24 protein-coding genes, 2 tRNA genes and 1 pseudogene are annotated in these 26165 nt (G+C 53.2%); 16 read left to right on the top strand and 11 right to left on the bottom strand.

Features of this window, described 5'->3' with window-relative positions; all coding sequences use genetic code 11:
* Positions 1-130: 130 nt before the first annotated feature.
* Positions 131-286, bottom strand: a pseudogene (locus tag BM022_RS02405) (endonuclease/exonuclease/phosphatase family protein); the annotation flags it as partial.
* A 227-nt stretch (positions 287-513) separates the two neighbouring features.
* Between BM022_RS02405 and folE the strand changes: the two are divergent.
* Both folE and BM022_RS02395 read left to right on the top strand, forming a co-directional pair.
* A complete protein-coding gene (folE, locus tag BM022_RS02400) occupies positions 514-1083 on the top strand; it encodes a GTP cyclohydrolase I FolE (RefSeq protein ID WP_091136535.1) in 570 nt (189 codons plus the stop codon).
* Between the two features lie 201 nt (positions 1084-1284).
* Positions 1285-2184, top strand: coding sequence for a hypothetical protein (locus BM022_RS02395; RefSeq protein WP_256208846.1), 900 nt, complete (start codon positions 1285-1287; stop codon positions 2182-2184).
* 95 nt (positions 2185-2279) lie between these two features.
* Here the strand turns inward: BM022_RS02395 and recN are convergent, their stop codons facing one another.
* Together recN and BM022_RS02385 are read right to left on the bottom strand one after the other, a co-directional pair.
* Positions 2280-3992, bottom strand: coding sequence for a DNA repair protein RecN (recN, locus tag BM022_RS02390; RefSeq protein WP_091136531.1), 1713 nt, complete (start codon positions 3990-3992; stop codon positions 2280-2282).
* Positions 3993-4002: 10 nt separating this feature from the next.
* The gene (locus BM022_RS02385; RefSeq protein ID WP_091136529.1) at positions 4003-4887 is read right to left on the bottom strand and encodes an NAD kinase; all 885 of its coding nucleotides are present in this window, start codon (positions 4885-4887) and stop codon (positions 4003-4005) included.
* Between the two features lie 240 nt (positions 4888-5127).
* On the opposite strand from BM022_RS02385, the gene hrcA reads away from it, so the two are divergent.
* Both hrcA and hemH read left to right on the top strand, forming a co-directional pair.
* Positions 5128-6147 carry a heat-inducible transcriptional repressor HrcA gene (gene hrcA, locus BM022_RS02380; RefSeq protein ID WP_091136527.1) on the top strand — a complete coding sequence of 340 codons (1020 nt, stop codon included), beginning with the start codon at positions 5128-5130 and terminating at the stop codon, positions 6145-6147.
* Between the two features lie 207 nt (positions 6148-6354).
* Entirely contained in the window at positions 6355-7443 is a 1089-nt protein-coding gene (gene hemH, locus BM022_RS02375; RefSeq protein WP_371264284.1) for a ferrochelatase, read from the top strand.
* Here hemH and BM022_RS02370 read toward each other — a convergent pair.
* From BM022_RS02370 to queA, 6 genes are all read right to left on the bottom strand, one after another.
* Positions 7440-8141, bottom strand: a complete 702-nt coding sequence (locus BM022_RS02370) for a DedA family protein (RefSeq protein WP_256208844.1) — start codon at positions 8139-8141, stop codon at positions 7440-7442. The genes hemH and BM022_RS02370 overlap by 4 nt on opposite strands.
* Before the next feature lie 52 nt (positions 8142-8193).
* Positions 8194-9126, bottom strand: coding sequence for a protein translocase subunit SecF (secF, locus tag BM022_RS02365; RefSeq protein ID WP_091136525.1), 933 nt, complete (start codon positions 9124-9126; stop codon positions 8194-8196).
* A 111-nt stretch (positions 9127-9237) separates the two neighbouring features.
* Positions 9238-11121 (bottom strand): protein translocase subunit SecD, encoded by a 1884-nt coding sequence (gene secD, locus BM022_RS02360; RefSeq protein ID WP_091136523.1) that lies wholly within the window; start codon positions 11119-11121, stop codon positions 9238-9240.
* A 77-nt stretch (positions 11122-11198) separates the two neighbouring features.
* A complete protein-coding gene (gene yajC, locus BM022_RS02355; RefSeq protein ID WP_091136520.1) occupies positions 11199-11537 on the bottom strand; it encodes a preprotein translocase subunit YajC in 339 nt (112 codons plus the stop codon).
* A 31-nt stretch (positions 11538-11568) separates the two neighbouring features.
* Positions 11569-12675 carry a tRNA guanosine(34) transglycosylase Tgt gene (tgt, locus tag BM022_RS02350; protein ID WP_091136517.1) on the bottom strand — a complete coding sequence of 369 codons (1107 nt, stop codon included), beginning with the start codon at positions 12673-12675 and terminating at the stop codon, positions 11569-11571.
* A 158-nt stretch (positions 12676-12833) separates the two neighbouring features.
* On the bottom strand, positions 12834-13889 hold the full coding sequence (queA, locus tag BM022_RS02345; RefSeq protein WP_091136515.1) for a tRNA preQ1(34) S-adenosylmethionine ribosyltransferase-isomerase QueA: 1056 nt from the start codon (positions 13887-13889) through the stop codon (positions 12834-12836).
* 120 nt (positions 13890-14009) lie between these two features.
* On the opposite strand from queA, the gene BM022_RS02340 reads away from it, so the two are divergent.
* From BM022_RS02340 to BM022_RS02300, 9 genes are all read left to right on the top strand, one after another.
* Positions 14010-14096: transfer RNA gene (locus BM022_RS02340), tRNA-Leu, on the top strand.
* Positions 14097-14259: 163 nt separating this feature from the next.
* Positions 14260-15060 (top strand): tyrosine-type recombinase/integrase, encoded by an 801-nt coding sequence (locus BM022_RS02335; RefSeq protein ID WP_371264282.1) that lies wholly within the window; start codon positions 14260-14262, stop codon positions 15058-15060.
* Positions 14996-15478 (top strand): tyrosine-type recombinase/integrase, encoded by a 483-nt coding sequence (locus BM022_RS16325; RefSeq protein ID WP_371264280.1) that lies wholly within the window; start codon positions 14996-14998, stop codon positions 15476-15478. Before BM022_RS02335 ends, BM022_RS16325 begins: the two co-directional genes overlap by 65 nt.
* Before the next feature lie 60 nt (positions 15479-15538).
* A complete protein-coding gene (locus BM022_RS15850; protein ID WP_256208843.1) occupies positions 15539-15661 on the top strand; it encodes a hypothetical protein in 123 nt (40 codons plus the stop codon).
* Positions 15662-16244: 583 nt separating this feature from the next.
* Complete coding sequence (locus BM022_RS02325) at positions 16245-16565, top strand: replication/maintenance protein RepL (protein ID WP_091136511.1); 321 nt, start codon at positions 16245-16247, stop codon at positions 16563-16565.
* A gap of 822 nt (positions 16566-17387) precedes the next feature.
* A complete protein-coding gene (locus tag BM022_RS02320; protein WP_091136509.1) occupies positions 17388-18260 on the top strand; it encodes a hypothetical protein in 873 nt (290 codons plus the stop codon).
* 771 nt (positions 18261-19031) lie between these two features.
* The gene (locus tag BM022_RS15015; protein ID WP_143079504.1) at positions 19032-19262 is read left to right on the top strand and encodes a hypothetical protein; all 231 of its coding nucleotides are present in this window, start codon (positions 19032-19034) and stop codon (positions 19260-19262) included.
* 382 nt (positions 19263-19644) lie between these two features.
* Entirely contained in the window at positions 19645-20436 is a 792-nt protein-coding gene (locus BM022_RS02305) for a Kazal-type serine protease inhibitor domain protein (RefSeq protein ID WP_256208842.1), read from the top strand.
* 75 nt (positions 20437-20511) lie between these two features.
* Positions 20512-21696, top strand: a complete 1185-nt coding sequence (locus BM022_RS02300) for an NAD(P)/FAD-dependent oxidoreductase (protein ID WP_177191602.1) — start codon at positions 20512-20514, stop codon at positions 21694-21696.
* 682 nt (positions 21697-22378) lie between these two features.
* Here the strand turns inward: BM022_RS02300 and BM022_RS15845 are convergent.
* Positions 22379-23248: a PEP-CTERM sorting domain-containing protein gene (locus BM022_RS15845; protein ID WP_256208841.1), complete on the bottom strand. Its 870-nt coding sequence runs from the start codon at positions 23246-23248 to the stop codon at positions 22379-22381.
* A gap of 194 nt (positions 23249-23442) precedes the next feature.
* Between BM022_RS15845 and BM022_RS02290 the strand changes: the two genes are divergently transcribed.
* On the top strand, positions 23443-23631 hold the full coding sequence (locus tag BM022_RS02290) for an SOS response-associated peptidase family protein (RefSeq protein ID WP_091136501.1): 189 nt from the start codon (positions 23443-23445) through the stop codon (positions 23629-23631).
* 323 nt (positions 23632-23954) lie between these two features.
* Here the strand turns inward: BM022_RS02290 and BM022_RS02285 are convergent.
* A tRNA-Met gene (locus BM022_RS02285) sits at positions 23955-24030 on the bottom strand.
* Between the two features lie 199 nt (positions 24031-24229).
* On the opposite strand from BM022_RS02285, the gene BM022_RS02280 reads away from it, so the two are divergent.
* Positions 24230-25399: a UbiH/UbiF family hydroxylase gene (locus BM022_RS02280; RefSeq protein WP_091136498.1), complete on the top strand. Its 1170-nt coding sequence runs from the start codon at positions 24230-24232 to the stop codon at positions 25397-25399.
* Between the two features lie 50 nt (positions 25400-25449).
* Positions 25450-26163 (top strand): DsbC family protein, encoded by a 714-nt coding sequence (locus BM022_RS02275; protein WP_091136495.1) that lies wholly within the window; start codon positions 25450-25452, stop codon positions 26161-26163.
* Positions 26164-26165: the final 2 nt, after the last annotated feature.

Raw genomic sequence — 26165 nt, 5'->3', positions numbered from 1 at the left:
CCGGCTCAAGGATAAACGCAAAGCCGGGCATGTAAAGGTCAAGGCTTAGTAAAATTAAATGTCCGGGTGGGTCAGTTTTATTCCGGCCAAATAACTAAAAAGTGGGTCAGTTTTAAACCGGCGTTGACAGGTACCCGGCCGCTGCAATATCATTAATAGGGAAGTTTTCGTCTTGCAGCTTGGTTTCTTGCAGGCATAGTACATCTGGCTGGTTTGAAGCCAGCCAATCGAGGACTTGGGGAAGGCGAACTTTAAGGGAATTTACGTTCCAGGTAGCAATTTTCATGCGGTGGTGGCGTATCGAATCAGCGTTTATCCGGACTGGAGTATATCCGCTAAAACACATACTGAATAGTTGGTCAATTACGTTGTGTGCTATCATGAAGTAACCCATGACTGCCTGGTCTGGTTTGTAGCGTTGCGGCCCATGATGGGCTTATTCAGGGGTTCCTCAGAACTCGTTCGATACTCGACGCATTTGTTATTGCCTCCTCGAACACAGGTACAGAAGCCATGAATAATCCAAAAGATTCAGAATTCGGCATCGCCGATTGGCAGCGACTGCTGCGTTCAATCGGAGAAGACCCGTCGCGTCAAGGCCTGCATGAAACCCCCGGCCGGGTGTCACGCGCTTGGGCCCACTGGACCCGCGGTTACAAGCAGGATCCGGCCGCTATCCTCAAGACATTTGCCGATGGTGGCGAAAGCTACGATGAATTGATAGTGGTCAGGCAAATACCCGTTTATTCGCATTGCGAGCACCATCTCGCTCCCTTCTTTGGCCACGCAACCGTTGGGTATCTTCCGAGCGGCCACATTGTCGGATTGTCGAAGTTGACGCGACTCGTCAACTGTTTTGCCGCGCGCTTGCAGGTCCAGGAACGGCTGACGCAACAGATTGCGCAATCTTTGATCGAGCATTTGCAACCCAAGGCCGTTGGCGTGATTATCCGTTGCCGTCACATGTGTATGGAATCGCGCGGGATCGCGGTGGCAGGCGAGGAGACGGTAACTTCGGCGATGCTTGGCGACTTAAAGACGAATGCTGCTCAGCGCGCGGAGTTCCTTGCACTGGCGGAATAAGCTTTTCGGCTTATTGATCGGCATCATCAACCCAGCTAAGCTCAGGTTTCCCGCCTGCATCGCGCTGCCGAGATTTTTGAGCAGCACTGCTTCCTGACCCTTGGTGCAGGTATATCTCTTTTTTTGTGCCCCCTCATTCTGATTCCCACCTATCTTCAGGGGGAGCCAGGGGGGTCTACTACGTCAAATAACTGGAGCCCGATGATGCCTTCAGCAGCGAAATATCTCTCTATTTTCTCTCCAGCAACCGAGCAGGAACGAAAAGAAAACTTTGAGGACTACTGGGACTTCACCCAGCAGCACGGGGGGCAGCTTTTTGAGGATGACAAGGACCTGGAAAAAAAACGTGCCAGACTTCAGCACTTTCAAAACAACCCGGTCAGATTGCGCCAACCGCTTGCCGATCCCGAATCCTTTTATCGAAATTATGTTGTGATGCAGGATGATCCAACCTCCCTGGATCGCATGACGCTAATGTTAACCGGCATCTACAAGTTTGCCCGGCATGAATGGGTGGGGATCAAAGGTGCCTGGGATGTGGTCCCCGATATGGCTCATTCATACCGGGTAGAGGACAAAATCAGCCGTGTACACCTGGCCGAAGAATTTTGTCATGTACGCCTGTTCAATGAAATGTTATGCACATGCGGGCTGGATCGAGTGGAGTGGGTGCCCTTGGGTCCCATCAAGGAAAAGATTTACGAGCAGTTTCCTAAAGTCCCGGGGGTTATAAAGGATGGCCCCGCTTTTGTCACGGAACTGATGGGCGTGACTTTTTATTGCCACCTGAACAAACTGTTCGATGAGATATTGGCTGAGGAACCGGAAGTACGTCAGCGGTTAAAGGAATTGCTGGAGGAAATTACTATCGACGAAGTGGCACACGTAGGGCAACGCAGGAATTTTATCGGTCCGATCGGGATAGGAATCTCCAAGGCCCTGGTCAAACCTTTTTATACCTTGTTTTTTAACGACATCCCCGAAATCAAACAGCTGTTTGATGTTAGCAAAATGATCGAGGATGGCGTTGCATTTGATTTTAATGACCTGCCTGCACACATGATCGAGCGCACCTGGATTCCTTCATACTGCAAAGCCTGAACCGCCGCGTTACACCAACCCCGCGCCTAAAATTTCTCGACTTCGGTGAGGTCAGCCGTCAAGATCGAAGAAAACGACAAAACCGGGCAGCCCCCTCAGGCAGTTGCTTTCCCGGCGGCCACCAGCATCTCGGCAGCATGCTTACGGGTAGTCTCGGTGATTTTTTCCCCGCCGAGCATGCGTGCGATTTCCTCAACCCGTTCCTGCTTATCAAGCACTTTGATACGGCTCGACACCCTTCCGCCTTTGACCGGATCAGCTGATTTTGCCACTTGCCATTGATGATCTCCCGCAGCAGCGACTTGCGGCAGATGGGTAATGCACATGACCTGCCGCTGCCCGCCCAGCTTCTTCAGCAATCTGCCGACAATTTCTGCCACGCGCCCACCGATGCCTGCGTCCACTTCATCGAATAAGAGTGTGGGCGTGGCACTCAGTTTGCTGGCGATGACATGAATCGCCAGCCCAATACGTGACAGCTCTCCGCCCGAGGCGACTTTTGCCAGCGGCCGCAGCGGCATGCCCTGATGAGCGGAAACCTGGAACTCGACTTGTTCAAGGCCGTGCGCATTTCCCTGTTCGAGCGGCGTCAATGCCACCGAAAACTCCCCGCCCGCCATTGCCATCGTTTGCATCGCCGCAGTGACCTGCTGGGAGAGTGTGCCGGCTGCGCTGCCTCTCGCCTTGCTTAAACTATTCGCAAGTTCGAAATATTTCCCCCTGGCGTTTTCTTCCTCGTTGGCGAGCGACGCGCCGTCACCATGAAGACCGAGCTCGGCGAGCTGCTCAGTAACGGTCTTCAGCAGCTCCGGCAACTCATTGGGCGTCACCCTGTACTTTCTCGCTGCTGCGTGCACCGCTGCTAGGCGGTCCTCGATCTCTTGCAGACGCTGCGGATCGAGGTCTACGCGCTGCTGATAACGGCCAAGCTCATAAACACCCTCCTGTAGCTGGATCTGCGCGGGCTCAAGCAAGTCAAGCACAATCCTGAGGTTACTGTCGCAACTCACCAGCTGACCAAGACGGGAGATCACCGCGTTGAGCTGGGCGAGACAGGCCAATTCCCCTTCAGACAAAGCTTCCAGTCCGGCATTCGCCGCTTCGAGCAGACTCGCGGCGTTGGCGAGACGACCGTGCTCCGATTGCAGCGCTTGCCACTCGTCGAACGAAAAATTCAACGCGGCCAGCTCGTTCGCTTGCCATTCCAATTGTTCTCGCTGCTGCGCGAACGTCGCAGCGTTCTGTTCCCAGGCAAGACGTCGCTGCCGCAATCCTTGCCAGTGCCGGAATGCCTCTGTCACGCGCTGCGTCAACTCACGGCTACCGGCGAAGGCGTCCAGCAGATCACGTTGAGCCTCAGCGCGCATCAGCAACTGATGCGCATGCTGACCCTGGATTTCGACCAACTGCTCTCCCGCGATGCGCAATTGCTGCAAAGTGGCGGGGCGACCATTGATGAAACTGCGGGATCGACCAGTGACATCAATCAACCGGCGCAGCAAGCACCCCTCGTCGTCCCCTTCACCATCGCCGTCACGGTCGCCGTCACTTTCAAATCCATTTTCGCGTAGCCATTCGGCCAGTTCCGGCAATTCGCTTATGTGGAACTCGGCGCTGATTTCGGCGCGCTCACAACCCGCGCGCACGTCCCCGGCATCGCTGCGTTCGCCCAGGACGAGCGAAAGAGCATCGATCAAAATCGATTTCCCGGCGCCCGTCTCGCCAGTAAGCACGGTAAAACCTGGTACAAATTCCAGATCCATGCGGTCGACAATAACGAAATCACGTATGCTGAGAAACTTTAGCATGAAGAAAAAATCACGTTGCGTTTCTGGGGAGACCGCTCCAGCCAAGCTTTTCGCATAGCATGCGGTAATAACTGTGTTGGGATGGATGCAGCAGCGTTACGGTGTGGGGAGCGCGGCGAACGATGACCTTATCATTTTCCTGCAAATCGAAGTGCGAATGGCTATCGGAGTGAACCCGTGCGACTGCAGTACGATGCATCAGAATCTCCACCACGGCGTCAGGCCCCACTACGATAGGCCGGTTGCTGAGCGTGTGCGGGCTGACTGGCACCAGAGCGATTAAATCGAGGCTTGGATGGAGAATGGGGCCCCCGGCGGATAATGCGTAGGCGGTAGAGCCTGTTGGTGTCGCCACGATCAGCCCATCAGAGCGCAACGAGTATACGTATTCACCATTGATACGCACCTCGAACTCTATCATATTGCCGCCAACCCCGCGATTCACCGCCACATCATTCAACGCCAGCGCGCTGAACAGGACGATATTGTCGCGAGCGACCTCGACGTACAGAAGCATGCGGCGCTCAGGCATATAGAGGCCATCAAGCATGGAGCCGAGCGTTTCCACCATGGTATGGATGGAAAGATCAGTCAGAAACCCGAGTCTGCCCTGGTTGATGCCGACCAGGGGCACGTCGAACGGCGCGAGCTTGCGGGCGATATTCAGCATCGTGCCGTCGCCCCCAAGAACGATGGCCAGGTCCGCGCGGGCGCCGATCTCCTCCATTGACATCCCGGGGTACTTTTCCTGGGCCATGGTGGCGGCAGTGAGCGAATCGAGCAGCACTTCGAGGCTGCGGTTTTCCAGATATTCACTCAAACGCAACAACGGCGCTACGATATCCGGGTTCTTGTGCTTGCCGATCAGCGCTACAGTCTTAAATGGGGGGTTCATGGCTGGGTAGATCTGAAACGCCTGGCGGCAATATTTAACACGGCTTTTCGCTTCTGCCCCAGATTAAACCATATCGGCAGGAAGGTGACAAAGGATTCGCGCCTGCCGTCTCATACTGGTATCCCGACAGGGCACCAATGGCGTCCGACCGGAAGGAATTTTTTCTCTTTCTAATTGACAAAGACTATGCCTTTTTGTGTGCGGGAGCCTCAAGGTTGAATCCTGGTGTAGAATGTGCATATGCTCAATCAACGCGCAAAAATACTGTTAAAAACCCTGGTTGAACGTTATATACGGGAAGGTCAGCCAGTCGGGTCGCGTTCGCTTTCCAAATTTTCCGGCCTTGATCTGAGTCCGGCCACCATACGTAACGTAATGGCAGACCTTGAGGAAATGGGGTTTGTCGCAAGTCCCCATACTTCGGCTGGCCGCATACCGACGCATCAAGGTTACCGTTTCTTTGTCGACACTTTGCTGGTCGTGAAGCCGCTGGATGTTATCGAGATGCATCAGCTCGAAGACCAGTTGCATCCCGATAACCCCTCTCGGCTGATCAGCTCGGCGTCGCAACTGCTGTCGGAGTTGACTCGATTTGCCGGGGTGGTGGTGGCTCCCAAGCGCAGCAGCGCTATATTCCGCTACATCGAATTCATGACCTTGTCGGACAAGCGCATTCTGCTAATTATCGTTACTCCTGAAGGGGACGTTCAGAACCGCGTGCTTTTTACCGATCGGACTTACCGCCAATCCGAACTGACAGAGGCTGCAAACTTTATCAATAGGCATTATGCCGGATGCGCCATCGAGGAAATCCGCAGCCGCCTTCAGAGCGAGTTGAAACAGTTGCGTCATGATATGACTACGCTGATGACTGCGGCTATCGAGGCCGGGGACGCTGCGATAAGGGAAAACAGTGAAAATGTTGTGGTTGCGGGTGAGCGCAAGCTGCTGGACGTGGAGGATCTGTCTGGCAATATGAACAGCCTCAAGAAGCTATTCGATCTTTTCGAACGCAAAACCGCGTTGCTGCAATTGCTCGAGCTCAGCCGCAAGGCGGAACGTGTGCAAATCTTTATCGGCGGCGAATCCGGGGTGGTGACGCCGGACGAGTTCAGCGTGGTTACGGCGCCCTATGAAGTGGATGGCAAGATCGTTGGGACCGTGGCGGTGGTCGGGCCCACGCGCATGGCCTATGAGCGCATTATTCCGGTGGTAGACACGACCGCCAGACTCCTCTCCAGCGCGCTATCGCAACATTGAACGCGGTGATTTTCCGGTCGAGGGCTTGCGGACTAGAAGTTCCGTACTACAGCCGGCCTTAACTTCGCCTCTACCAGTCCGAAGCAAAGGCGCAACAGCAGAACCGCATAAGGGCATCAGGGGCACGAGATACCGACATACCGCTTGCTGCTGAGACCGCCTGAGGCCGAGCACGCAGATTCATCTTTTCATCGGAATCATACCAACTTGATCACTCCCGAGCCCGCGTACCAACACGGGAAGCCTGACCAGACAGGCATTCTGTTGATTAATCTCGGTACCCCCGATGCGCCTACGCCTCAAGCGCTACGGCCGTACCTCAAACAGTTTCTGAGCAATCCGCGTGTGATCGAAATTCCGCAGTGGATATGGTGGCCAATTTTGAACGGCATCATACTCAATACGCGGCCGAAAAAATCGGCAGAAAAGTATGCGCAGATCTGGATGCCGGAGGGCTCGCCGCTAAAGGTTTATACTGCCCGGCAGATGTCGTTGTTACGGGCCAAGTTGGCGGAACGTATCGGGGCCGTACCGTTGATCAAGTACGCCATGAGTATCGGCAATCCCTCAATCGGCGCAACGTTGCAGGAGATGAAAGAGCAAGGCTGCGAGCGTATTCTCGTATTTCCGCTTTATCCGCAGTATGCCGCCAGCAGCACGGCCTCGGCCTTCGATGAGGTGTTCGCGCAAGTAGGCAGAATGCGGAATGTGCCCGCACTACGTACCATCAAGCATTATCATGATCATCCCGGCTATATTGCGTCACTGGCCCAAAACGTACGCGATCACTGGATGAACGCCGGCAGACCGGACAAACTGGTGATGAGCTTTCATGGAATCCCTCGCTCCTCGCTTGACAAGGGCGATCCCTATCACTGCGAGTGCCAAAAAACCGGGCGACTGCTGGCGGAAGCGCTGGAACTGGACGCAAGCCAATATCAGATCTGCTTTCAGTCACGGTTTGGCCGCGCAGAGTGGTTGCGTCCCTATACCGCGGCCACGCTGGAGCAACTTGGCAAAGAGAATGTTGGACGTGTAGACGTAATATGCCCCGGTTTTGTGTCCGATTGTCTGGAAACGCTAGAAGAAATCGCAATTGAAGGCAAAACGATATTCATGCAGGCTGGGGGCCGGGAATTTCACTATATTCCGTGCCTCAACCAGCGTGACGACTGGATAGAGGCGCTGGCCGACATTGCCCTTGAGAATTTGCAAGGGTGGCTGCGACCACGCCCTTCTGAGGAAAAACTTGCTCAGTCGCGCCAGCGCGCGCTGGCGATCGGGGCGGGCAACTAGGGCGTCTCGGATCTATTTGACGGGTTTGTTACGCGGCTATCGTCTTCTATTTTGGGACCCCGACTTGCCAGCCAATTGCGCAGAAATTGGATGATCCCTGGAAGAATGGAAATAATGATGATGCCAAAAATGAAAAAGGTCAGATTGTTTTTGACGATTGGCACGTTGCCAAAGAAAAACCCGCCGAATACGAAGAAACTGATCCAGAAAACACTGCCGAACGCGCTATAAGCCACGAAATGCGGATATATCATGCGCCCGATGCCGGCAACGAAAGGCGCAAAGGTGCGTACGATCGGTAGGAAACGGGCAAAAATTACCGTTTTTCCCCCGTGCTTTTCGTAAAATTGACGTGTTTTTTCGAGATGAGCCCGATTCAGCAGGCGCGAGTCGGCATGCGTAAATATTCTTGGACCGAAGTAGCGCCCGATCCAATAATTCGTGTTGTCCCCGGAGAAGGCCGCCAGCATTAGGAGTGCTGCGAGCCATTGAACCTCCATTGCGCCGGTCGCGGCAATGGCGCCCGCCACGAACAGCAGTGAATCCCCCGGCAAAAATGGGGTCACCACCAACCCGGTCTCGCAGAAAATAATCAGGAACAGAATGAGATAAATCCAGCTGCCGTAGTTCTGAACCAGCCAGATGAGATGCTTATCCAGATGCAGGATGATGTCGATGAATGTGGCGATAAGTTCCAAAACAGTTCCGTAAAAGCTCGACGAGACAACGCCAAGTGACTTAATTGCCCAATCAAGGCAGCGCTTCCACCTCTTCCTTCTTTTCAGGCTTGACAATATCCTGACGGGAGACACCCAAAAGGATGAGGATGGGGCTGGCGACCAATACCGAGGAGTAGATGCCAAACAGAATACCGATGGTAAGCGCCAGGGCGAAATAATGTAGCGCCTCGCCGCCGAACAGCAGCATGGAGACTACAACCATCTGCGTGCTGCCATGGGTGATGATGGTTCGCGACATGGTGCGGGTAATGGCATTGTCGATGACCTGGTTCACCGAGGCCTTGCGCATCTTGCGAAAATTTTCCCGTATGCGGTCGAATATCACCACCGACTCATTCACTGAGTAACCGAGAATCGCGAGTATTGCCGCAAGCACCGTCAGCGAGAATTCCCACTGGAAAAACGCAAAGAATCCGAGAATGATGACGACATCGTGCAGGTTCGCGATGATTCCCGATACTCCGAACTTCCATTCGAAGCGCACGGCGAGATAGGCAACTATGCCGAGAGAAACGATCAATAAGGCCAGCGCGCCGTTTTCAACCAGCTCCTTGCCCACTTGGGGGCCGACGAACTCCACCCGGCGTACTTCCGCGGAGGCGTCATCCTGGCGGAGCGCTGCTATTACCGTTTCCGACAACCGGGCGCTGGACATCTCGGGCTTAACCGGAAGCCGTATCAGGACATCGCGCGATGTTCCGAAATTCTGCACGCTTGCATCGGCCATGCCGAGTTTTGCCAGAGTGGACCGTATTCTATTGATGTCCGCAGGCTGGGTATATCCAACTTCCATTACGGTTCCGCCAGTGAAATCCACGCCTAGATTCAGCCCCTTGGATACGAGAAAGAATATCGACACGAGAAAAGTCACCAACGATATGGTGGTGGTATATTTCCCCCAGCTCATGAAGGGGATGTCGTGCTTGATTCTAAAAAATTCCATACCTACCTTTACTTACCAAAGAGATGTACGTCCCCGCTGTTCGGTTTGATCCCGCAACTGAAATCCGTGAACAAGTAGTCGGCTGCGCCGGTGACAAGACTCACGCATTCCCTAGCGCTTGGTGCTCGCAGTAGTTGCCGGCGTCCTCGTACTTGTTGAGGTGGTCGTCGGCTTCCATACCTGGCCAATGGCTACCTGCTCGAGCTTGCGGCGGTTGCCGTATACCAGATTGACCAAGCTGCGCGACACCATCACCGCGCTGAACATCGACGTAAGAATTCCTAAACAGAGCACTACAGCAAATCCCTTAATAGGACCTGAACCGAATGCAAATAAAGCGATACCGGCGATCAATGTTGTAATGTTGGAATCGAGGATGGTCCCCCACGCGCGCTCGTAACCGGAGTTGATGGCTGCTTGGGGCGGAAGACCTTGTCTCAGCTCATCGCGGATGCGCTCATTGATCAGCACATTCGCATCGATTGCCATTCCTATCGTGAGGGCAATGGCCGCCATGCCGGGAAGCGTCAGCGTCGCCTGCAGAATCGAGAGAAGACCCACCAGCAACAACAGATTGACCCCCAGCGCCGCCACTGAAATAACGCCAAATACCAGATAATAAATACTCATGAATACGGCGATCATGAGAAAACCATACAGCGTCGAATTGAAGCCCCGGGCAATGTTTTCGGCGCCCAGGCTGGGACCCACGGTGCGCTCCTCAACGATGTCCATGGGTGCAGCCAGCGCTCCGGCGCGCAACAGAAGTGCTACATCCCGGGCTTCTTCGGTCGTCATGCGCCCGCTGATCTGAACCCGGCCACCGCCGATCTCCTCCCGAATAACCGGCGCGGTAATCACCTCAGCCTGATTTTTCTCGATCAGCAGTATCGCCATCCGCTTGCCGACATTGTCGTGGGTTAGCTGGCGGAAGATTCGGGCGCCATTATTGTCCAGATTGAGATGCACCGCTGGCTGATTATTGTTGTCGAAACCTGCCTGGGCGTCATTGATCCGATCGCCTGTCAGCACCACCTGTTTTTTCACCAGTATCGGGCCGCCGCCGCGCTCGGTGTAAAGCTCGGATCCGAAGGGGGTTTGACCGCGCAATGCAGCGTCCACTTCGCGCTCCTCATCCACCATGCGCACCTCCAGCGTGGCGGTGCGACCGAGGATGTCCTTGGCCTTGGCGGTGTCCTGCACGCCGGGCAGTTGCACAACCACGCGGTCGACGCCGGCTTGCTGAATGATGGGTTCAGCCACTCCCAGCTCATTGACGCGGTTACGAAGCGTAGTGACGTTTTGCTGAACGGCAGAATCCTGTATGCGCTTCTGTGCTTCTGGCGTAAGCGTGGCAGTCAGGTGAAACTCAGCTTCCACGTTCTGATCGCGCAAGCTCAAGTCGGTATAAGTCTTCTTGATTTCAGCTTCCGCCTGGGCACGAGATTCGGCGCTGCGAAATTTGACGATAATCAGCGAGCCCTGCTTTTCCAGCCCGGTATAAGGGATTTTCTTCTCCCGCAAGCTGCCGCGGATATCCGCGCTATAGCGGTCGAGCGCCTTGGATAATGCGCCCTTCATATCCACCTGCAGCATGAAATGAACACCGCCGCGGAGGTCAAGGCCCAGATACATCGGCAATGCGCCGATGCTGGTCAGCCATTGGGGGGAATTGGGGACCAGATTCAGCGCAACCATGTAACCGTTGCCCAGCACCGACTGAAGCATATCCCTGGCTTTGATCTGAGTATCAGTATCGGTAAAACGCACTTTGACCCCGCTCGGCTCGAGAAGCATGCCGTTTACGGGGAGATTGGCCTTCTTCAGGGCCTCCTCTACCCGCTGCAGAAGCGCGGTATCGGCCTTGGCTGTGGCGCGCAGCGGGGAAATCTGCACCGCTGGCGATTCGCCATAAAAATTCGGCAACGTGTAGAGCAACCCGAGGATTATTGAAACCGCAATGATCAGGTACTTCCAGAGAGGGTAGCGGTTCATGTTATTGGAATGGATACGGTGGAAAGAAGGGGGAAAGAATGACTTCGCGCCCTTCGCGTCGGGCCTCTGGGAGTCAGTTATTCCTTTTCGAGACTGCTCAACGTCCCTTTGGGCAGAAGGGTCTGAACGGCCGATTTCAGCGTTGGGACCTGCACATTTTCGGCAATCTGAAGTATGACGTAACTACCGCTGACCCGGACGACGCGTCCTAACTGCCCACCGGTTGTGACTACTTCATCGCCTTTTTGCAGCGCCTCGATCATCAATTTCTGTTCCTTGGCGCGCTTGGTCTGGGGACGTATCAGCAGCAGGTAAAAGACGGTGAATATCGCGATCAGCGGCAGCAGGCTCATCAAATCAGCGCCCGCCGATTGCGCAGGCGCCGCCGCCTGTGCATAGGCTTCACTAATCAACATGGCATTCTCCGGGAATGAAAAAGAAGGGATTTTAGCATGACGCAGGGTCTGCTTGAAATGCTTGCGCGTATTCCTCGAACTTCCCGTTTTCGATTGCTGCGCGAATTTGACCCAACAATTGCTGGTAATAATAAAGGTTGTGGAGCGTGTTGAGACGTGCGCCAAGTATTTCGCCGATCCGCTGCAAATGATGAAGATATGCGAGGGTGAAGTTACGGCAGGTGTAGCAGCCGCATCGCTCATCCGGGGGCGACATGTCCAAGCGATAGCGGGCGTTGCGCAACTTGATTATCCCATTGCGCGTGAAGAGCCAGCCATTGCGCGCATTGCGTGTAGGCAGCACGCAATCGAACATGTCCACGCCTTGCGCCACGGCATTTACAATATCCGCAGGCGTACCCACACCCATCAGGTAGCGCGGCTTCTCGGAAGGCAGTTGCGGCGCGGTATGTTTGAGAATTCGCTGCATGTCTTCCTTGGGTTCCCCCACCGACAGGCCGCCAATTGCATAGCCATCGAAGCCTATCCCGAGCAATTGTGCAAGCGATCGATCGCGTAGCTTCTCGTACATGCCGCCCTGCACGATGCCAAATAATGCATTGGGATTTTGCCCATCGTCATGCGCGCGCCGCGAGCGTTCCGCCCAGCGCACACTCAACTCCATGGATTTGCTGGTCGCCGGTTCATCCGCCGGGTAGGGCGTGCACTCGTCGAATATCATCACGATGTCGGAATTGAGTATGCGCTGAATCCGCATCGACTCCTCCGGCGTGAGGAAACATGTATCACCGTTCACCGGCGATTGGAACTTGACCCCCTCCTCCGTGATCTTTCGCAGCACACCCAGGCTGAATACCTGGAAACCACCGGAATCTGTCAGGATCGGCCGCTCCCAGCCCATAAAGCGGTGCAGACCTCCATGCGCCTCGATTACCTCCAGGCCGGGGCGGAGCCAAAGGTGAAAAGTGTTGCCCAGTACAATGTGCGCGTTGATCTCACGCAACTCCACAGGCGACATTGTCTTTACCGCCCCATAGGTCCCGACTGGCATGAAAGCCGGTGTCTCCACTGTGCCATGCGCCAGCGTCAAGGTGCCTCGACGGGCGAGCCCGTCAGTGCGATGCAGCTCGAATTTCATATTGAGTCATGTGCCGAAGTTAAAACTTTTTTGGTTATATGCCTAGACGTGTCCGAGTGCGTCAATCCGGTCCTTGTTTGGGAACCATCTGACTTGCCCCGGCGAGACACCAAACAGCCATAGCGTTCAGAGTCATGCGTCGAATCGAGACGAAGGACTCACTGTGATCCCCTCGCAATCAGCATTGCATCCCCATAACTAAAGAATCGGTAACGATGGCTGATCGCGTGCTTGTATGCACTGCGGATATTTTCCAACCCGCCAAACGCGGCCACGAGCATCAATAAGGTCGAGCGCGGCAGGTGAAAATTTGTCAGCAAATGTTCGACCACCCGAAAACGGTAGCCCGGGGTAATAAAAATATCCGTATCGCCCTGGACGGGCAATAATATGCTCTCGCCCTCTTCCGACCCCTCCGCGGCGGCCGCTGCCGCTTCCAGAGCGCGCAAGGAGGTGGTGCCCACTGCAATTACCGCCCTTCCCTCCGCTTTGGCGCGTCCGATTGCTTCCGCCGTTTCCGCCGGCACATGAAAAATCTCCCGGTGCATCTTGTGATCGGCAATGTCTTCCACTCGGACAGGCTGGAACGTCCCCGACCCTACGTGCAGCGTGACGTACGCAATCACCACCCCCATGTTCCGCAAAGCATTCAGCATATTTTCATCGAAATGCAGGCCGGCAGTGGGCGCCGCGACCGCGCCCGGCTGCCGTGCGTAAATGGTTTGATAACGGGTTTCGTCTCCTTTATCCGCAGAACGGGAAATATACGGTGGCAGCGGCAAATGACCGTAGCGTTCCAGCAATTCGGGGACACTGCACTCGTGTTCGAAGCGCAAGGTATAAAAATCGCCCTCACATGCCAAAACCGTCACCTCGATTGACTCGGCAAGTAGCAGCTTCGTTCCAGGTTTGGAGGGATGACTGGCGCGCATTACGGCCAGCGCGCAATGAGTATCCAGCACCCGCTCCACCAGCACCTCCACCCTGCCGCCAGTGTCTTTGACGCCATATAGACGCGCCTTGATGACGCGCGTGTCGTTGAACACCATCACATCCCCCGCACGGACAAACCCGGGCAGATCGGCAAATTGAGAGTCCTGCATCACGCCCGCCGTACCGTCGAGGCGCAGCATGCGGCTGCTGACACGCTGCTCAATCGGGAACTGCGCGATCAGCTCGGGTGGCAGGTCGAAATCGAAATCCTGGATTTTCATCGCGGCGTATTATACCGTTAAGCCTTGCTCAATCTCGCTCAGTCTCCCTTGCCCTGCTGGTTGCCGCGATTTGAGTTTTCAGTGATAATCGCCCTCCTGCAAGGAAGCGCGAAAAGCTTTGCCGGGATGGCGGAATTGGTAGACGCACGGGACTCAAAATCCCGCGACCGCGAGGTCATGGGGGTTCGATTCCCCCTCCCGGCACCAAAACAGGGTTTCAGCAGGTATCAGGAGATAGCTAAAACCCAATAAACAAGTGGCTCTAGCAGCAAGGTTTGTCTCACAGCGTATCAAAGAAGGTCTTGCCATACCGTTCATCTTGACGGTATCTTTGGCGGTATACGACATACCGTCAGCTTGAGGTACCGTCATGCCTCTTACCGATCCCGCCGTCCGCAACGCCAAGCCTGGCAACAAGCCCTACAAGCTGACCGATGGCGGCGGCCTATATCTACTCGTCAATAACGCTGGGAAATACTGGCGCTTTGATTATCGCTTCGTAGGTAAGCGCAAGACGCTTGCAATCGGTGTCTACCCGGCCATTACTTTAGCCAAGGCACGGGAGCGCAGGGACGAGGCGCGCAAGCTGCTCGCGCATGATACCGATCCGTCCATGGTCAAGGCAATACACAAGCAAACCAGGCACCAGGCGGCGGCGGCGAACAGCTTTGAAGCAGTGGCACGGGAATGGCACGGAAAGAAGCTGCCGGGGTGGGCTCCGGCCACGGCACAACGGATATTGAGATCACTGGAAAAGGATATGTTTCCTTGGCTTGGGGCGCTTCCCATCAAGGACATTGCCGCGCCCACCTTGCTGGCAACAATCCGCCGAGTGGAAAGCAGGGGCGCATTGGAATTGGCGCATCGCATTCGTGAACTGGCTGGGCAGGTATTTCGTTACGCGGTAGCCACAGGAAGAGCAGAGCGCGACCCATCTGGCGATCTACGAGGGGCACTGCCGCCAGTGAGGGCGAGGCACCATGCCAGCGTTACCGAACCAGAGCAGATTGCTACGCTGCTCCGGGCGATCAACGGCTATTTCGGTTCGTTTTTAACTCAGTGCGCATTACAGCTTGCACCGCTTGTGTTCGTCCGCCCCCGGGGAGTTGCGTCATGCGGAATGGAGCGAACTCAATCTCGACGCCGCCGAGTGGCGCATACCCGGCCATAAGATGAAAATGCAGGACAAGCATATCGTGCCCCTTTCAAAGCAAGCAATAGAGATACTGCAAGCGATCCACCCGCTAACGGGTAGCGGACGATATGTTTTCCCCGGCGTCAGAACTGCCGCGAGGCCGATGAGTGAAAATACCGTCAACGCCGCTCTACGGCGCCTTGGTTACAACAACAATGAAATGACAGGGCACGGCTTCAGGAGTATGGCATCGACGATCCTACACGAGCAGGGATGGCCCCATGAGGCTATTGAAAGGCAGCTTGCCCATGCCGAGCGCAACAAGGTAAGCGCTGCTTACAATTATGCCGAGCGTTTACCGAAGCGCAGGGAAATGATGCAAGCGTGGGCGGACTATCTGGAAGCGTTACAGACCGGCGCTAAGGGCACGGTAATCAATCTAAAGCGTGCCTAGTTCCCCGATTCATACCGCAGAACACAGAACCTGATAAAACCTAACCATTAGAGAGGCACCATGCAACAACATCAATCCCAACTACTAACCGAGAAAGACGGCCAAGCCCTTGCAGCGTCAATGCTGGACGAGATTCAAAGCAGGGGAGAGTCAAACATGGATGTGTTTTCCATGGAGGCCTAATACAGGGATGGCAAGCCACAGAACAATATAGCTACTGAAAATTAGGCTGATTCTCTTGATGGTTTTTGAGGCATATTCCGTTTAGTACCGGCCCGTTATTTCTAATCCGGTTGTTTGGATAGTATCCGAGTGGGTTCTATTTGGGTACAGATTAAAGGTGACACTGCTAGCGAGGGTGTTGACTTAAGACCCGAACATCAAGGCTAGACATGTACTGTTGAGATAGATATTTTTCAACCATTACGCGAGGAATCGTGTAATTTTCGGCAATTGTGTCGAAGCCCCGAGTTTGGGATGCCTGTAACTGTCTACAAATGGTCACTCTATCGCGAAAGGAGAAAGAAATTCCATTGCGGCTATTTCTGCAAGAATTTCCGATGCTACAGGCAGTTTTGCAGAAGAATTAAGATCTGGAAAGGCAACAGTTGCCTCGTCTATGAGAGTAGCGATGACTCCGCTGCGGTACGATTCCTTGTCAATGATAGCTTGGAAAAGCTCTTTGCAGAGCACGAGCCTGCGCCAGCAATAGTTCTGCCACGGTATTGATTACTTAATTCAAGCGGGTAAAACGAAGGCAGGTAACGTGCTGGGATATCTCATAAAGAATATGCACTTCGGTAACATAGCCCATGTGTCTCCAACGACGATTTCAAGAGAGACGAAAATTGATCTTCCAAATGTGAGCAGGTATTTGACCAGGCTTCGCGGTGACAGATTAATTGATCGTTATAAAACAGACTCAGGAACCGACGCTTTTTTCATCAATCCTGGGATGTGCTTCAAAGGCAACGCTGAAGCTAGGCGGCTGGCTATAAGAAAATGGGAAAAGCTGAGCTTCAAATACACGAAAGAGGAACTTGGCAACGATCGGGGAACGGATAAGGCTAAGAGGCTCAATCAGTGACTAGATTCAAATGTGCAAGTTGCCAATAGCTAAAAATGAAGTCGTCAACATGTATTGATTGAGTACCAAATCGCATATGGCCCTTTGTGACCGGCCATAGAGTTGGATATTCTTCTCCGCAGTGATTAGATACGGCTCCGCGAACTGAATTACGTAACTCCTCTCGTAAAATGGAGGATGGCCATTTTTCGTTAGTGAGAGAAACACTGTCAAGCACAGTATGAGTTTTTTTATTGGATCGACGTATTGCTTGCTCTACAAGGAACGAATTTGCTCCAAAAGGCACTTCCCAACCGTACGGCCCCGATACAATTCGCTCAAAATGCTTGGGGGCCTTAATAGGGCCGTTTGAGTGTCCATACCAATGAGCAGAATCTTTTATGAGGCGCTGTGCCAGCCCTAGCGACACTATTCCATCTGACTCGATCTTCTCAAGTTTTTTTTCGATGAATAGTGCGCACTCCCAAACATCCATGTCCGAAACATCCACATCCACCCTCCCATATAAAAGCACAAGTATAAGCGAATATTATGCAGGGGTCGTCCACGGTCGCCAGCCGAACTGAACGGGCCACCGAACTCTGCCTACAGCTTCGCAAGAAGCACCGACACAGCTACCGACAAAGCAGATGCCCCGCCAGGCAAACGTTTCAACACAAAAATGCAACCACTGAACCGCTTTGAGGTAGTGCTAGTCCAGAACCCCCAGCTCGAAAGGCTGGGGTTATTGTTTTGTTGAGATGTGCAGATGCCCGCATCCACATTTCTAAATATGCGAAGATGTAATAATGCTGAGCTAATACTATATTATTTGAAAATAAAATGCGTACCTTGAAGGAAATTGAAACTGTTTGGTCTGTTCTAGGGGATGTAGAAAAATTAGCTAAGGACACGATGCGGGAGCAGCTTTCGCCTTGGGAGCAGATTGTAAAAGTATGCGTCGAAGCGGGCATGCTAGCCCCGATTCTTAATGCAAAGAATCATGGGCAGCTTCCTTTTATTGCCGCTGCCCCTTTTCTAAAGCGGTCAATAAACGATCTTCGCTGCATCTGGCTGCTCGTAGAAATGGGGTATTCCTCACAGGCGGCAAGTGTCGGCGCCTCGGTATTTGAGAATGCGTTAATTGCGGCAGTATTGGCGAGCTCAGAAAAGCTAGCCAGAGAAGCAATGAAAGTAAAATATGCCGAAATACCGTGGGGAGCCAAAAAGTTAGCTCAATTAAATGCCCGTCAATGGATCGAGTTACAGAACAAGTTGGGCAAGAGGATTTCCCCTGGCGAGTATGAAGATTCGTGGACTATTTCTTATTATCATTACAAGTGGTTATGCCAGATCAAACATCCAACTTGGCAGTCAGTGATCCATGACTCAAAATCTACTGGTAGAAAAAGTAATTTTTATTCCGTCTTGCCCTTACCAAACAATTTGCACGAAGATATGCAGGTGAAACTTTGTATTCTTGGTGGATCAGTAGGGAAGGTATTAGAGGCGATAAAGTCCTTTTCCATCTATCTTGAATGTGATGAGGCCACAAAGGAATATATAGCTTTTGAAGAAAAGATGAACAAAGCGCACTTCGGAATAATTGAGTTAATGAAAAAAATTAAAGATAACCCCTCCCCCATCCGCGTTCTTGATGAAAGCTTTATCAAAACCGATTTTTCCACATTTGAAAAGGGGGAACTGGATGTTTAAGAAGCTGCAAAATGACCAAATACGTCACAATTCGAAGGTTCTAAGGGCTAACCGGTTATAACGAAGATGCTGTGCGCGCTAAGATAAGGGACGGTGTATGGCTTGAAGGTCAGGTATTTTGCGAGGCGCCTGACGGTCGCGTTTTAATTTCCGTTAAAGGGCTTGATCCATGGGAAGAAACCGGATTGGTATTCCACAAACTTGGGCAAGTTCGTACCAAATCTCCTTCACCTATAAAGGGCTCGTTTGCCGGGAGTGAATCAAAGTCAAGCCCACTCCCGTTCAACGCAAACACCCAGAGCATTATGCAGCACCATAGCAGGGGTAACGCAGCACGAATAACGGTATTTTTGACGGTATGTTAACTATTGCCCACTTATTAAATCTAATATTCACATATAGTTATTACGCTAATTCGATTGACCCTCCCCTCAGATAATCCCGAGAGTATAAATCCCCGCTCAAACAGGTAAACGGGTTCGCAGTACGTCAACTTGCGTCCTTTTTGCCGCTGTTAACGTCGGTAAGTTGACGTTAATACAGCGTAGCGAGCGGGGCGCTTCCGTTTTCGCATCAGTCTCCCAGGTTTTTTTAGTCAATCCTCACTTTTCCCCCATACAAGCGCGGCTATTTTCAAGGCATTAGCCGTAGGGCGGCCAGCGCAGCATAACTCGACATTTCCATGAAAACCTGAGTCGCCTTGGATCGGCGTTCTGCTAACGTGATAAGATTCGCAATGCTGGTCACAACCGGATTACAAGAGGCATCGCCGTGTCGCTCGATCTTGATTCAGAGAAGATTACCATCGCGTGTCCTCAATGTTCGGTTGATTTCGAGGAAACGATCTCGCGGCTTAAATTCGAACCAAAGCTTTGTTGCCCTCATTGCAAACACCCTTTGGGCGTGAATCTTCTCGAGCTGCATATCGTTCTCGAATCCGTTAAAAAATCCAGTGATGATCTGCTCAAAAAGCTGGTCGGGCGCCCCAACAGCGAAAATTGAGGCCAGCACAAGTACGAGTTAGCGCATGTGCGCACTCTATGGCGCCGTGAATGCAGGTCGCTTCTTTTCGTCAGGCGCAGCTGCGCTTTCCAAAAAATGACGCTCCGGTAGAGACCCCTCGTCATTGTCGCAATCCCATCCGAGCTCTTCCTGATTCTTTCGTTCCGGTGCTGTGCACGCGTTGTTTGTTTTCGACGAACGCAGCCACGTCTGGCAATAGCTCTCCCTTATCGCTAGCCCGCGCGGGGATAAATTCAAATCCGTTTGACTAAAAAAGAAACGCTGCTATGAATAAACCTAGAGCTCATGGAAGCCGAGCCTCTTGCTGCATAACAATAATTGGGGATTAATCCGTTCTCAACGCCTTTGGGAGGTGGCCGTCATGAAACAGCAGTTGAATGCATTCCGGGTTATAGCGGTATTGATGGGTTTGTGGACAGCGCTTGGTCCTGCCGAATTTATTCCAGCATCGCAGGCGGAGCCGTTGAAGCCTTCCAAAACAATCAAAACGGAATACCAGTATGCCGCCAAAGTTGCCTGCTCGCTCCTGCTGCCGCATCAGGACGGCACCTTGGCGCGCGGCACATACCGCACGGTCATCAATATACACAATCCCACGGACAAGAAGGTTACCGTTGCAGCCAAGGTGGCGCTGTCTACCCAGTTTGGCTCGGACCCAGGTCCGTTCGCCGTTACCCCATTCAAGGAAGCCGAGCTGCAGCCGGATGGCGCGGTGGGGGTAAGCTGCTTCGATGTCGCGGGCTATTTTTGTCCCATTGATGGGGTCTGCGTTGATTTTGCCTTCCTGGAAGGATTTCTCGTCGTGAAAAGCCCGGTACCGTTGGACGTAGTGGGCGTTTACACAGCACGTCACACAGATGGGGATGTGGAATCGATAGATGTGGAAACGGTGCAGCCGCGCCAAATTCGAGAGACAGTCAGTGTTGGGGCAGCGGAGCCCACGAAACCCGGCGGCGGGAAACGTGTCGACTACCCTCCCAAGGGCAGTCCCGCGTACGGAGAGAAGGAACCCAAACAAATGTGCGGCGGAATTGCGGGGTTCCCGTGCCCTGCTGGCAAAACATGCGTGGATGATCCCTCGGACGATTGCGATCCCGCTCGTGGCGGAGCTGACTGCAGCGGTATTTGTGTCAGCAAACCCCCGGCAAGATAATCGCAGTGTTTTCAGGGGACGCACCTGTGCAGTACCCAATTTGAACAGTAAATCAGTGTGAGGGAGGCTTACGATGTGATCGTCATTGGTGCGGGTCCCGCAGGGTGTGCGGCAGCCCGCATCCTGGCGAAAGCCAACTTATCCGTTGGCTTGTTCGACAAGGCAGTCTTTCCACGGGACAAAATCTGCGGCGATGCGCTTATCCCTGACGCGTACCATGCGCTGGAAAAACTCGGGCTGGTAGAGAGCGTTACCCGTATTGCTTTCCCCTCCCAGGGAATGCGTCTGATCGGCTTCGATGGTAGCAACGTTTTGGTGAGGGCGGTCAGCGCCTGCGTGCCGCGCCTGGAACTGGATGAGTTGCTGGTAAAGAGCGCGGTTGAAGGTGGCGCTGAGTTTCTGCCTGGGCATGAACTCGTCAACGTCGTAAACGAGGATGCAACAAATTACCGCGTCGAATTTTCCTACGGCGCCAGTTCCGTCGCTGCCCGAGCCGAATGGGTTTTGCTGGCAACTGGAGCCGCTGTCAAACCAATTCGGCGGGCGGGTTTACTGCTTCGAGCCGAGAGCAAAAGCTTTGCCGTTCGCCAGTACGTCCGTAACGAACGCGTATCGAAGAATTTCAAGGAACTAGTATTTGCCTTCGACCATACTGTGAAGGGCGGCTATGGCTGGGTTTTTCCCGGACCAGATGCAATATTCAATATCGGCATCGGCTTTTTCGGCTCAGCACACAAGCACAGCAATGCCCGACGAACCTATGAGCGTTTTATCGCCAAGATGCCGTTGGCACGGGACCTGATGCGAGATGGAGAAATCATGAGCCCCCTTAAAGGCTCACCGCTCCGAACTGGCTTGTCCGGCGCACGCTTCGCCACCGGCGGCTTGATGGGTATCGGGGAATGTGTCGGCACGACTTTCCCGCTTACTGGCGAGGGAATCGGCAAAGCGATGGAAACAGGCATCCTCGCTGCGGATTCGATCATCAGCCAATCTCATTTGGGGCGTAGTGCCGTGGCGCGCACGTATACAACTGGTATTAGCCGGCTTCAGCCCAAGTATGACGTTTACCGTAAGGCTGAGTTCTTGTTTAACTGGCCCTACTTGACCAATAAACTGGTGACACACGCAGCGGGCAATCTCTATTTCCGCAATAAATTGGAAGGGCTGTTCAACGAAACCACTGACCCGGCATTCTTATTAACGCTCTCAGGCTGGCGGAAGATTTTATTTGGTAGTGGTAATGAAGCGAGAACCTAAGCCGAAAATTACAAATAGATCACTGGGTGGCTAGTCAACGATTTTTGATGCCGGGTGGTAACAATAGCGGAGCGGGTGTGTCTAGTAACATTCTCGCTACGGTGATGCTGAAATCATGACTGGGCTTACATAATGGCGCAATCACGCAGTGCCGGGCAGCAACGGCGTACGACGGACCCCTTTGCAAATAGTGGTTTCGAGATGCTATGAAGGGGTTAAATAGGATTGCGATGCACGCTCATGAGTAAACAGCAAAGGGCAAAGGGGCGACTGCCCTCTGTGCCTTAGGACGAAGTTATTTAAGAAGTCTTGCGACGACGCCTCCATGAAACCCATCAGGCCCAAGCCTGCCATGAATAGCGCGTACGTTTCCGGTCCAGGGATAGGAGACGCTATGTTGATAAAGCTCTCTGGCACCCCCCGGGTACGCCTGAACTAGGGTAGAGCCTGGCAGGCCGGGGTTCGTGTAAGGTATCCCCGCCTAGGCGCTCTGCCTAGAGAGTAAGTAACGGTAACGGTCCTAAATACAGATACAGAACAAGATATAGAAGCGGCGGACGGTAAGTTTAACCTAGTGCCAGTCCCGTGACGGGGTGGGGGGCGGCCCCAGTTGCGGACGAAGCCCTCCCCCGTTAAGTACCCCTACCCTTGCTACTTCAATTAACACTAGGGCGGGTTCAGACTACGCTAGCGATTTCTTTACGCGGCGCGCCCTCCAACCAAGAAGACTTAGTCCTATCAGCATCATGGTCCAAGTTTCCGGCTCTGGTACCGCCGAAACAAAGGTTCCAGCTTCTTGTGTGTAGTATCGAAATTGGACACTGCCTTGGTCTACAAATGCCGTATCCGATCCATTGAAGGAAAAGTTGCCGGTATGGGGCTCCCCATTTAACGCAACCACATTGGAAAGGGTTACAGGTGAAGCGGGGTTGCTACTTATGCTAACCGTTGCGTCTTGTTGTGAGAAAGGGAACACATTCGGAGGCGTGGGCAGGTTCGTACTTTTATCTATTGTAAGAAAGGTGCTGCTGTCGCCGCCATATAAAGTGTAGTCCAGGGTCCAGGCGGAAATTTTACCGTTCGCATCGGTTGTCACTTGCCCGTCCACTGCGCTGTAGTGGGCGTACTTAACCGTGTCTACAGAAGACCCTGCCACGTAGTTGTTTATATCGTTCGATATAGGGACCATAGAACCGCCAGCCCAATAGCCCTCCAGACCTCCCTTAGTTGGCCCGAGGAGATTAAACCCACCGCTTTCCAAATGAATTGGAGTGGTGGAATTTGGCGCGAGAGGCGAGGTGAAGCTCAGGTAAGCAGTTATCGGTGAACCGATATAGATCGGGGGGCTAGGCAAAGGGCTATTAGGGGATTGCAGCAAGCCGGGGTTGGTTTGGACCTCGTTTTGCCCCGAATTTTGTAACTCCCCTAGGTAAACGGGGGCGCTGATAAAATTGTAGGTCGTGCTAGCCTGCGCGGAAAGAGAGCCGATCAATGTTCCAGTTATCACTAGGAGCGTCCGACAGATATTATTAGATTTGTTAGTGAAATTCATACTACCTCCGTTAAAAAGGAACTGCATCGTTTTTTGTTTTGTTCAGGCAATTACTCCGAAAGCAAGCACATTCTTGACTTAGCGTTTGTGCTTAGTTATTTATAGTACATTTTTTAAAAAGGCGGATATGGAAGCATTAATCAACCGAGGTCTATGGGCCGATCCTTCCCACATCCCCCGGGCATCGCGAAAAAATGGCAATGCGGGGCAGATTTGAGCAATCAGGAACGCGGCGCTATTACGCCAAGGCGCTCGGTGCTGATACAAGCGATCACGTGAAGTGGTTCGGGGATACCATTCCTTCCTACAATCCCGCGCCCGGCCAGTACTCACGGATGATCATGCTTCACAACAATGAACTGCTGTTTATCGGAATGACCTAAGGCTATCGAACCCCGAAAGAAGCTGCTGAGAAGAAGAAACCGTGGATATGTGCGCGGGTAGAGAAGTCGCTAACAGGACATTATTTCCGGCACATGTTCCCGAGGGCGAGTAATAATCTCCGCCGGGGGATGGTAGGTGCCCCCACCAATGTTCATATTTCGGGGGACGTATTCCCCAACCACGGTGCATAGGGTCGTGCTGACGGAGTCCTACGCTGTAAGAAAAGAAGAGGTAGCGAGGGGGTATAGTTAATCCCAAGTGTCCCAACAGTGTCCCATGAAAGACAAAAGGCTTACGCTTTTGAACGTAAGCCTTTGTTTTTTGGTAGCGAATCCCAGATTCGAACTGGGGACCAACGGATTATGATTCCGCTGCTCTAACCACTGAGCTAATTCGCCACACATTCGCTGAAGAGGCGAAATTCTGCCTTTAGCAGGGCACGGTGTCAAGATTAACGAAAGGGTTAGCTCCGTATCCCCATGATAAGCATATAAAAACTAATTAGCTGAGCTTTTTGCCCCCCCCGTTGCGAAAGCCACCGTCCGGGAAACCTGTCTCACGTCATCTCCGGAATTCAAAGCCGGGTATAATGATTTGATGAAATTCGATATCGTAATTATTGGCGGCGGTCTGGTTGGAGCAAGCCTTGCGCTTGCTCTCAAAAACAGCGGTTTAAAGATTGCGCTGGTGGAATCCCGCCCACCCGCCCCCCTACCGGATGACAAGAGCTGGGACAGCAGAATTTACGCCGTTAGCCCCGGCAGTGCCAGCTTTCTGCAAGACCTCCACGTATGGCAAGCGGTGGACGAGGCCAGGATTACGCCTGTTTATAAAATGGCGGTATTTGGCGATGACAATGCGGCGCGTCTCGATTTCAGCGCCTACGATATTGGATGTCCCGAACTTGCCTTCATCTTGGAAAATCGCCAGCTTCAGGCGGCAGTGTGGGATGCGCTCAATCGTCACAAAAAGCATATCCGGATATTCTGCCCGGCTCAATCCGCATCGGTCACGTGGAATGAATCACACGCCGAGTTGCAGTTGGTGGACGGGACGATGCTGCAAGGCTCGCTGATTGTGGGCGCGGACGGTTTGAATTCCTGGGTGCGAGAACAAGCGCAAATTGAAGTTTCTCGCCATCCGTATCAGCAGATAGGCGTGGTGGCGAATTTCAGCACAGAGCGACGTCATAACAACGTTGCTCATCAATGGTTCCGGCGCGATGGCGTGCTGGCCCTGCTGCCACTGCCGGGGAAGATGGTGTCCCTGGTATGGTCGTTGGAAGAAGATCAAGCCCGTGCATTGCTCGATGCGCCTGAAGCAGAGTTATGCAGCCAGGTTAGAAATGCCGCGAACGGCGCCCTGGGCGAGATGCAACTTGTCACCCGGCCTGCTGGCTTCCCATTGAATTTCGTGCACGTGAAACAACTGGTCCGACCGCGACTTGCGCTTATTGGCGATGCCGCCCATGGCATTCATCCGCTGGCGGGACAAGGCGTCAATCTTGGCTTGCGCGATGCGCGCGAACTTGCGAGCACTCTTTTAATGCGGGGACCGGAACCGGATTGCGGGGATTATCTGCTGCTGCGCCGTTATGAGCGCACACGCAAAGAAGACATACTCGCTCTGGAACTCGTCACGGACGGCCTGCAGAAGTTATTCGCTCATCCCAACCCAACACTGGTCCGCTTGCGTAATTTAGGGCTGGGAATTACCAATCGGCTCCCGTTGATAAAGGACCGGTTGATTCAGCATGCGTTGAGTTGAAGCCGAATCAGCAACAACCTTGATAGATCCACTTAACCGGAGCGATGGTCATGCGTTTGAATCTCGTTTTCCCTACCTTGGTATTGTGCTTGCTGGCAGGCTCGGCCTTTGCTGACGAAGAAGCTGTAAAAAAAGCGCTACAGGCAACTTTTTCCGGCGAAAAGATCGATAGCGTGAAAAAAACGACCTATCTGGGATTGTATGAGGTTGTGGTGGGGGGGGAGCTGTTTTACACCGATGAAAAAGCAACGTACCTTTTTTTTGGTCATGTGGTTGACCCGCAGACGAAGCAGAGCCTGACCAGCGAGCGCCTGCAACAGATAAAGGATACGCGCCGCGTCAGCATGGATACGCTTCCGCTTGATCAGGCGATTAAAGCGGTCAAGGGCAACGGCAAGCGCAAGCTGGTGGTTTTTTCCGACCCGAACTGCCCATATTGCAAGCGCCTGGAAAAGGAACTGGTCAACATCACGGATGTAACGATATACACGCTGCTTTATCCGGTACTCAATGGTTCGATGCCAACCGCCACGTCTATCTGGTGTTCCCCCAACCGGCTAAAGGCTTGGGATGACTTCATGTTGAAAGGCACCGCTCCGACTGGAAAGAATTGTGATACGCCCATTGAAACGCTTCTTCAGGCGGGCAGAAAGAATGGGATAAATGGTACGCCAACCCTGATATTCGCCGATGGATCGGTGATACCAGGAATGATCCCGGCCGATACGATCGAAAAGAAACTGAATGCCGCAGGCACAAAATAGCG

The sequence above is a fragment of the Nitrosospira sp. Nsp14 genome, assembly GCF_900113575.1.
In the GTDB taxonomy this organism is placed as follows: Bacteria; Pseudomonadota; Gammaproteobacteria; order Burkholderiales; family Nitrosomonadaceae; genus Nitrosospira.
The sequence above is the reverse complement of the archived record's forward strand: the minus strand, read 5'-3'. Positions and strand labels throughout refer to the sequence as shown.

Excerpts from the sequence above, each read along its gene's own strand:
- BM022_RS02385 (WP_091136529.1), bottom strand. The coding sequence starts at position 4,887 with ATGAACCCCCCATTTAAGACTGTAGCGCTGATCGGCAAGCACAAGAAC.
- BM022_RS02335 (WP_371264282.1), top strand. The coding sequence starts at position 14,260 with ATGCCTCTTACCGATCCCGCCGTCCGCAACGCCAAGCCTGGCAACAAG.
- recN (WP_091136531.1), bottom strand. The coding sequence starts at position 3,992 with ATGCTAAAGTTTCTCAGCATACGTGATTTCGTTATTGTCGACCGCATG.
- tgt (WP_091136517.1), bottom strand. The coding sequence starts at position 12,675 with ATGAAATTCGAGCTGCATCGCACTGACGGGCTCGCCCGTCGAGGCACC.
- BM022_RS02395 (WP_256208846.1), top strand. The coding sequence starts at position 1,285 with ATGATGCCTTCAGCAGCGAAATATCTCTCTATTTTCTCTCCAGCAACC.
- yajC (WP_091136520.1), bottom strand. The coding sequence starts at position 11,537 with ATGTTGATTAGTGAAGCCTATGCACAGGCGGCGGCGCCTGCGCAATCG.
- BM022_RS02320 (WP_091136509.1), top strand. The coding sequence starts at position 17,388 with ATGCGTACCTTGAAGGAAATTGAAACTGTTTGGTCTGTTCTAGGGGAT.
- BM022_RS02275 (WP_091136495.1), top strand. The coding sequence starts at position 25,450 with ATGCGTTTGAATCTCGTTTTCCCTACCTTGGTATTGTGCTTGCTGGCA.
- hrcA (WP_091136527.1), top strand. The coding sequence starts at position 5,128 with ATGCTCAATCAACGCGCAAAAATACTGTTAAAAACCCTGGTTGAACGT.
- BM022_RS02290 (WP_091136501.1), top strand. The coding sequence starts at position 23,443 with ATGGCAATGCGGGGCAGATTTGAGCAATCAGGAACGCGGCGCTATTAC.
- queA (WP_091136515.1), bottom strand. The coding sequence starts at position 13,889 with ATGAAAATCCAGGATTTCGATTTCGACCTGCCACCCGAGCTGATCGCG.
- BM022_RS02305 (WP_256208842.1), top strand. The coding sequence starts at position 19,645 with ATGAAACAGCAGTTGAATGCATTCCGGGTTATAGCGGTATTGATGGGT.
- secF (WP_091136525.1), bottom strand. The coding sequence starts at position 9,126 with ATGGAATTTTTTAGAATCAAGCACGACATCCCCTTCATGAGCTGGGGG.
- secD (WP_091136523.1), bottom strand. The coding sequence starts at position 11,121 with ATGAACCGCTACCCTCTCTGGAAGTACCTGATCATTGCGGTTTCAATA.
- BM022_RS15845 (WP_256208841.1), bottom strand. The coding sequence starts at position 23,248 with ATGAATTTCACTAACAAATCTAATAATATCTGTCGGACGCTCCTAGTG.
- BM022_RS02280 (WP_091136498.1), top strand. The coding sequence starts at position 24,230 with ATGAAATTCGATATCGTAATTATTGGCGGCGGTCTGGTTGGAGCAAGC.
- folE (WP_091136535.1), top strand. The coding sequence starts at position 514 with ATGAATAATCCAAAAGATTCAGAATTCGGCATCGCCGATTGGCAGCGA.
- BM022_RS15850 (WP_256208843.1), top strand. The coding sequence starts at position 15,539 with ATGCAACAACATCAATCCCAACTACTAACCGAGAAAGACGGCCAAGCC.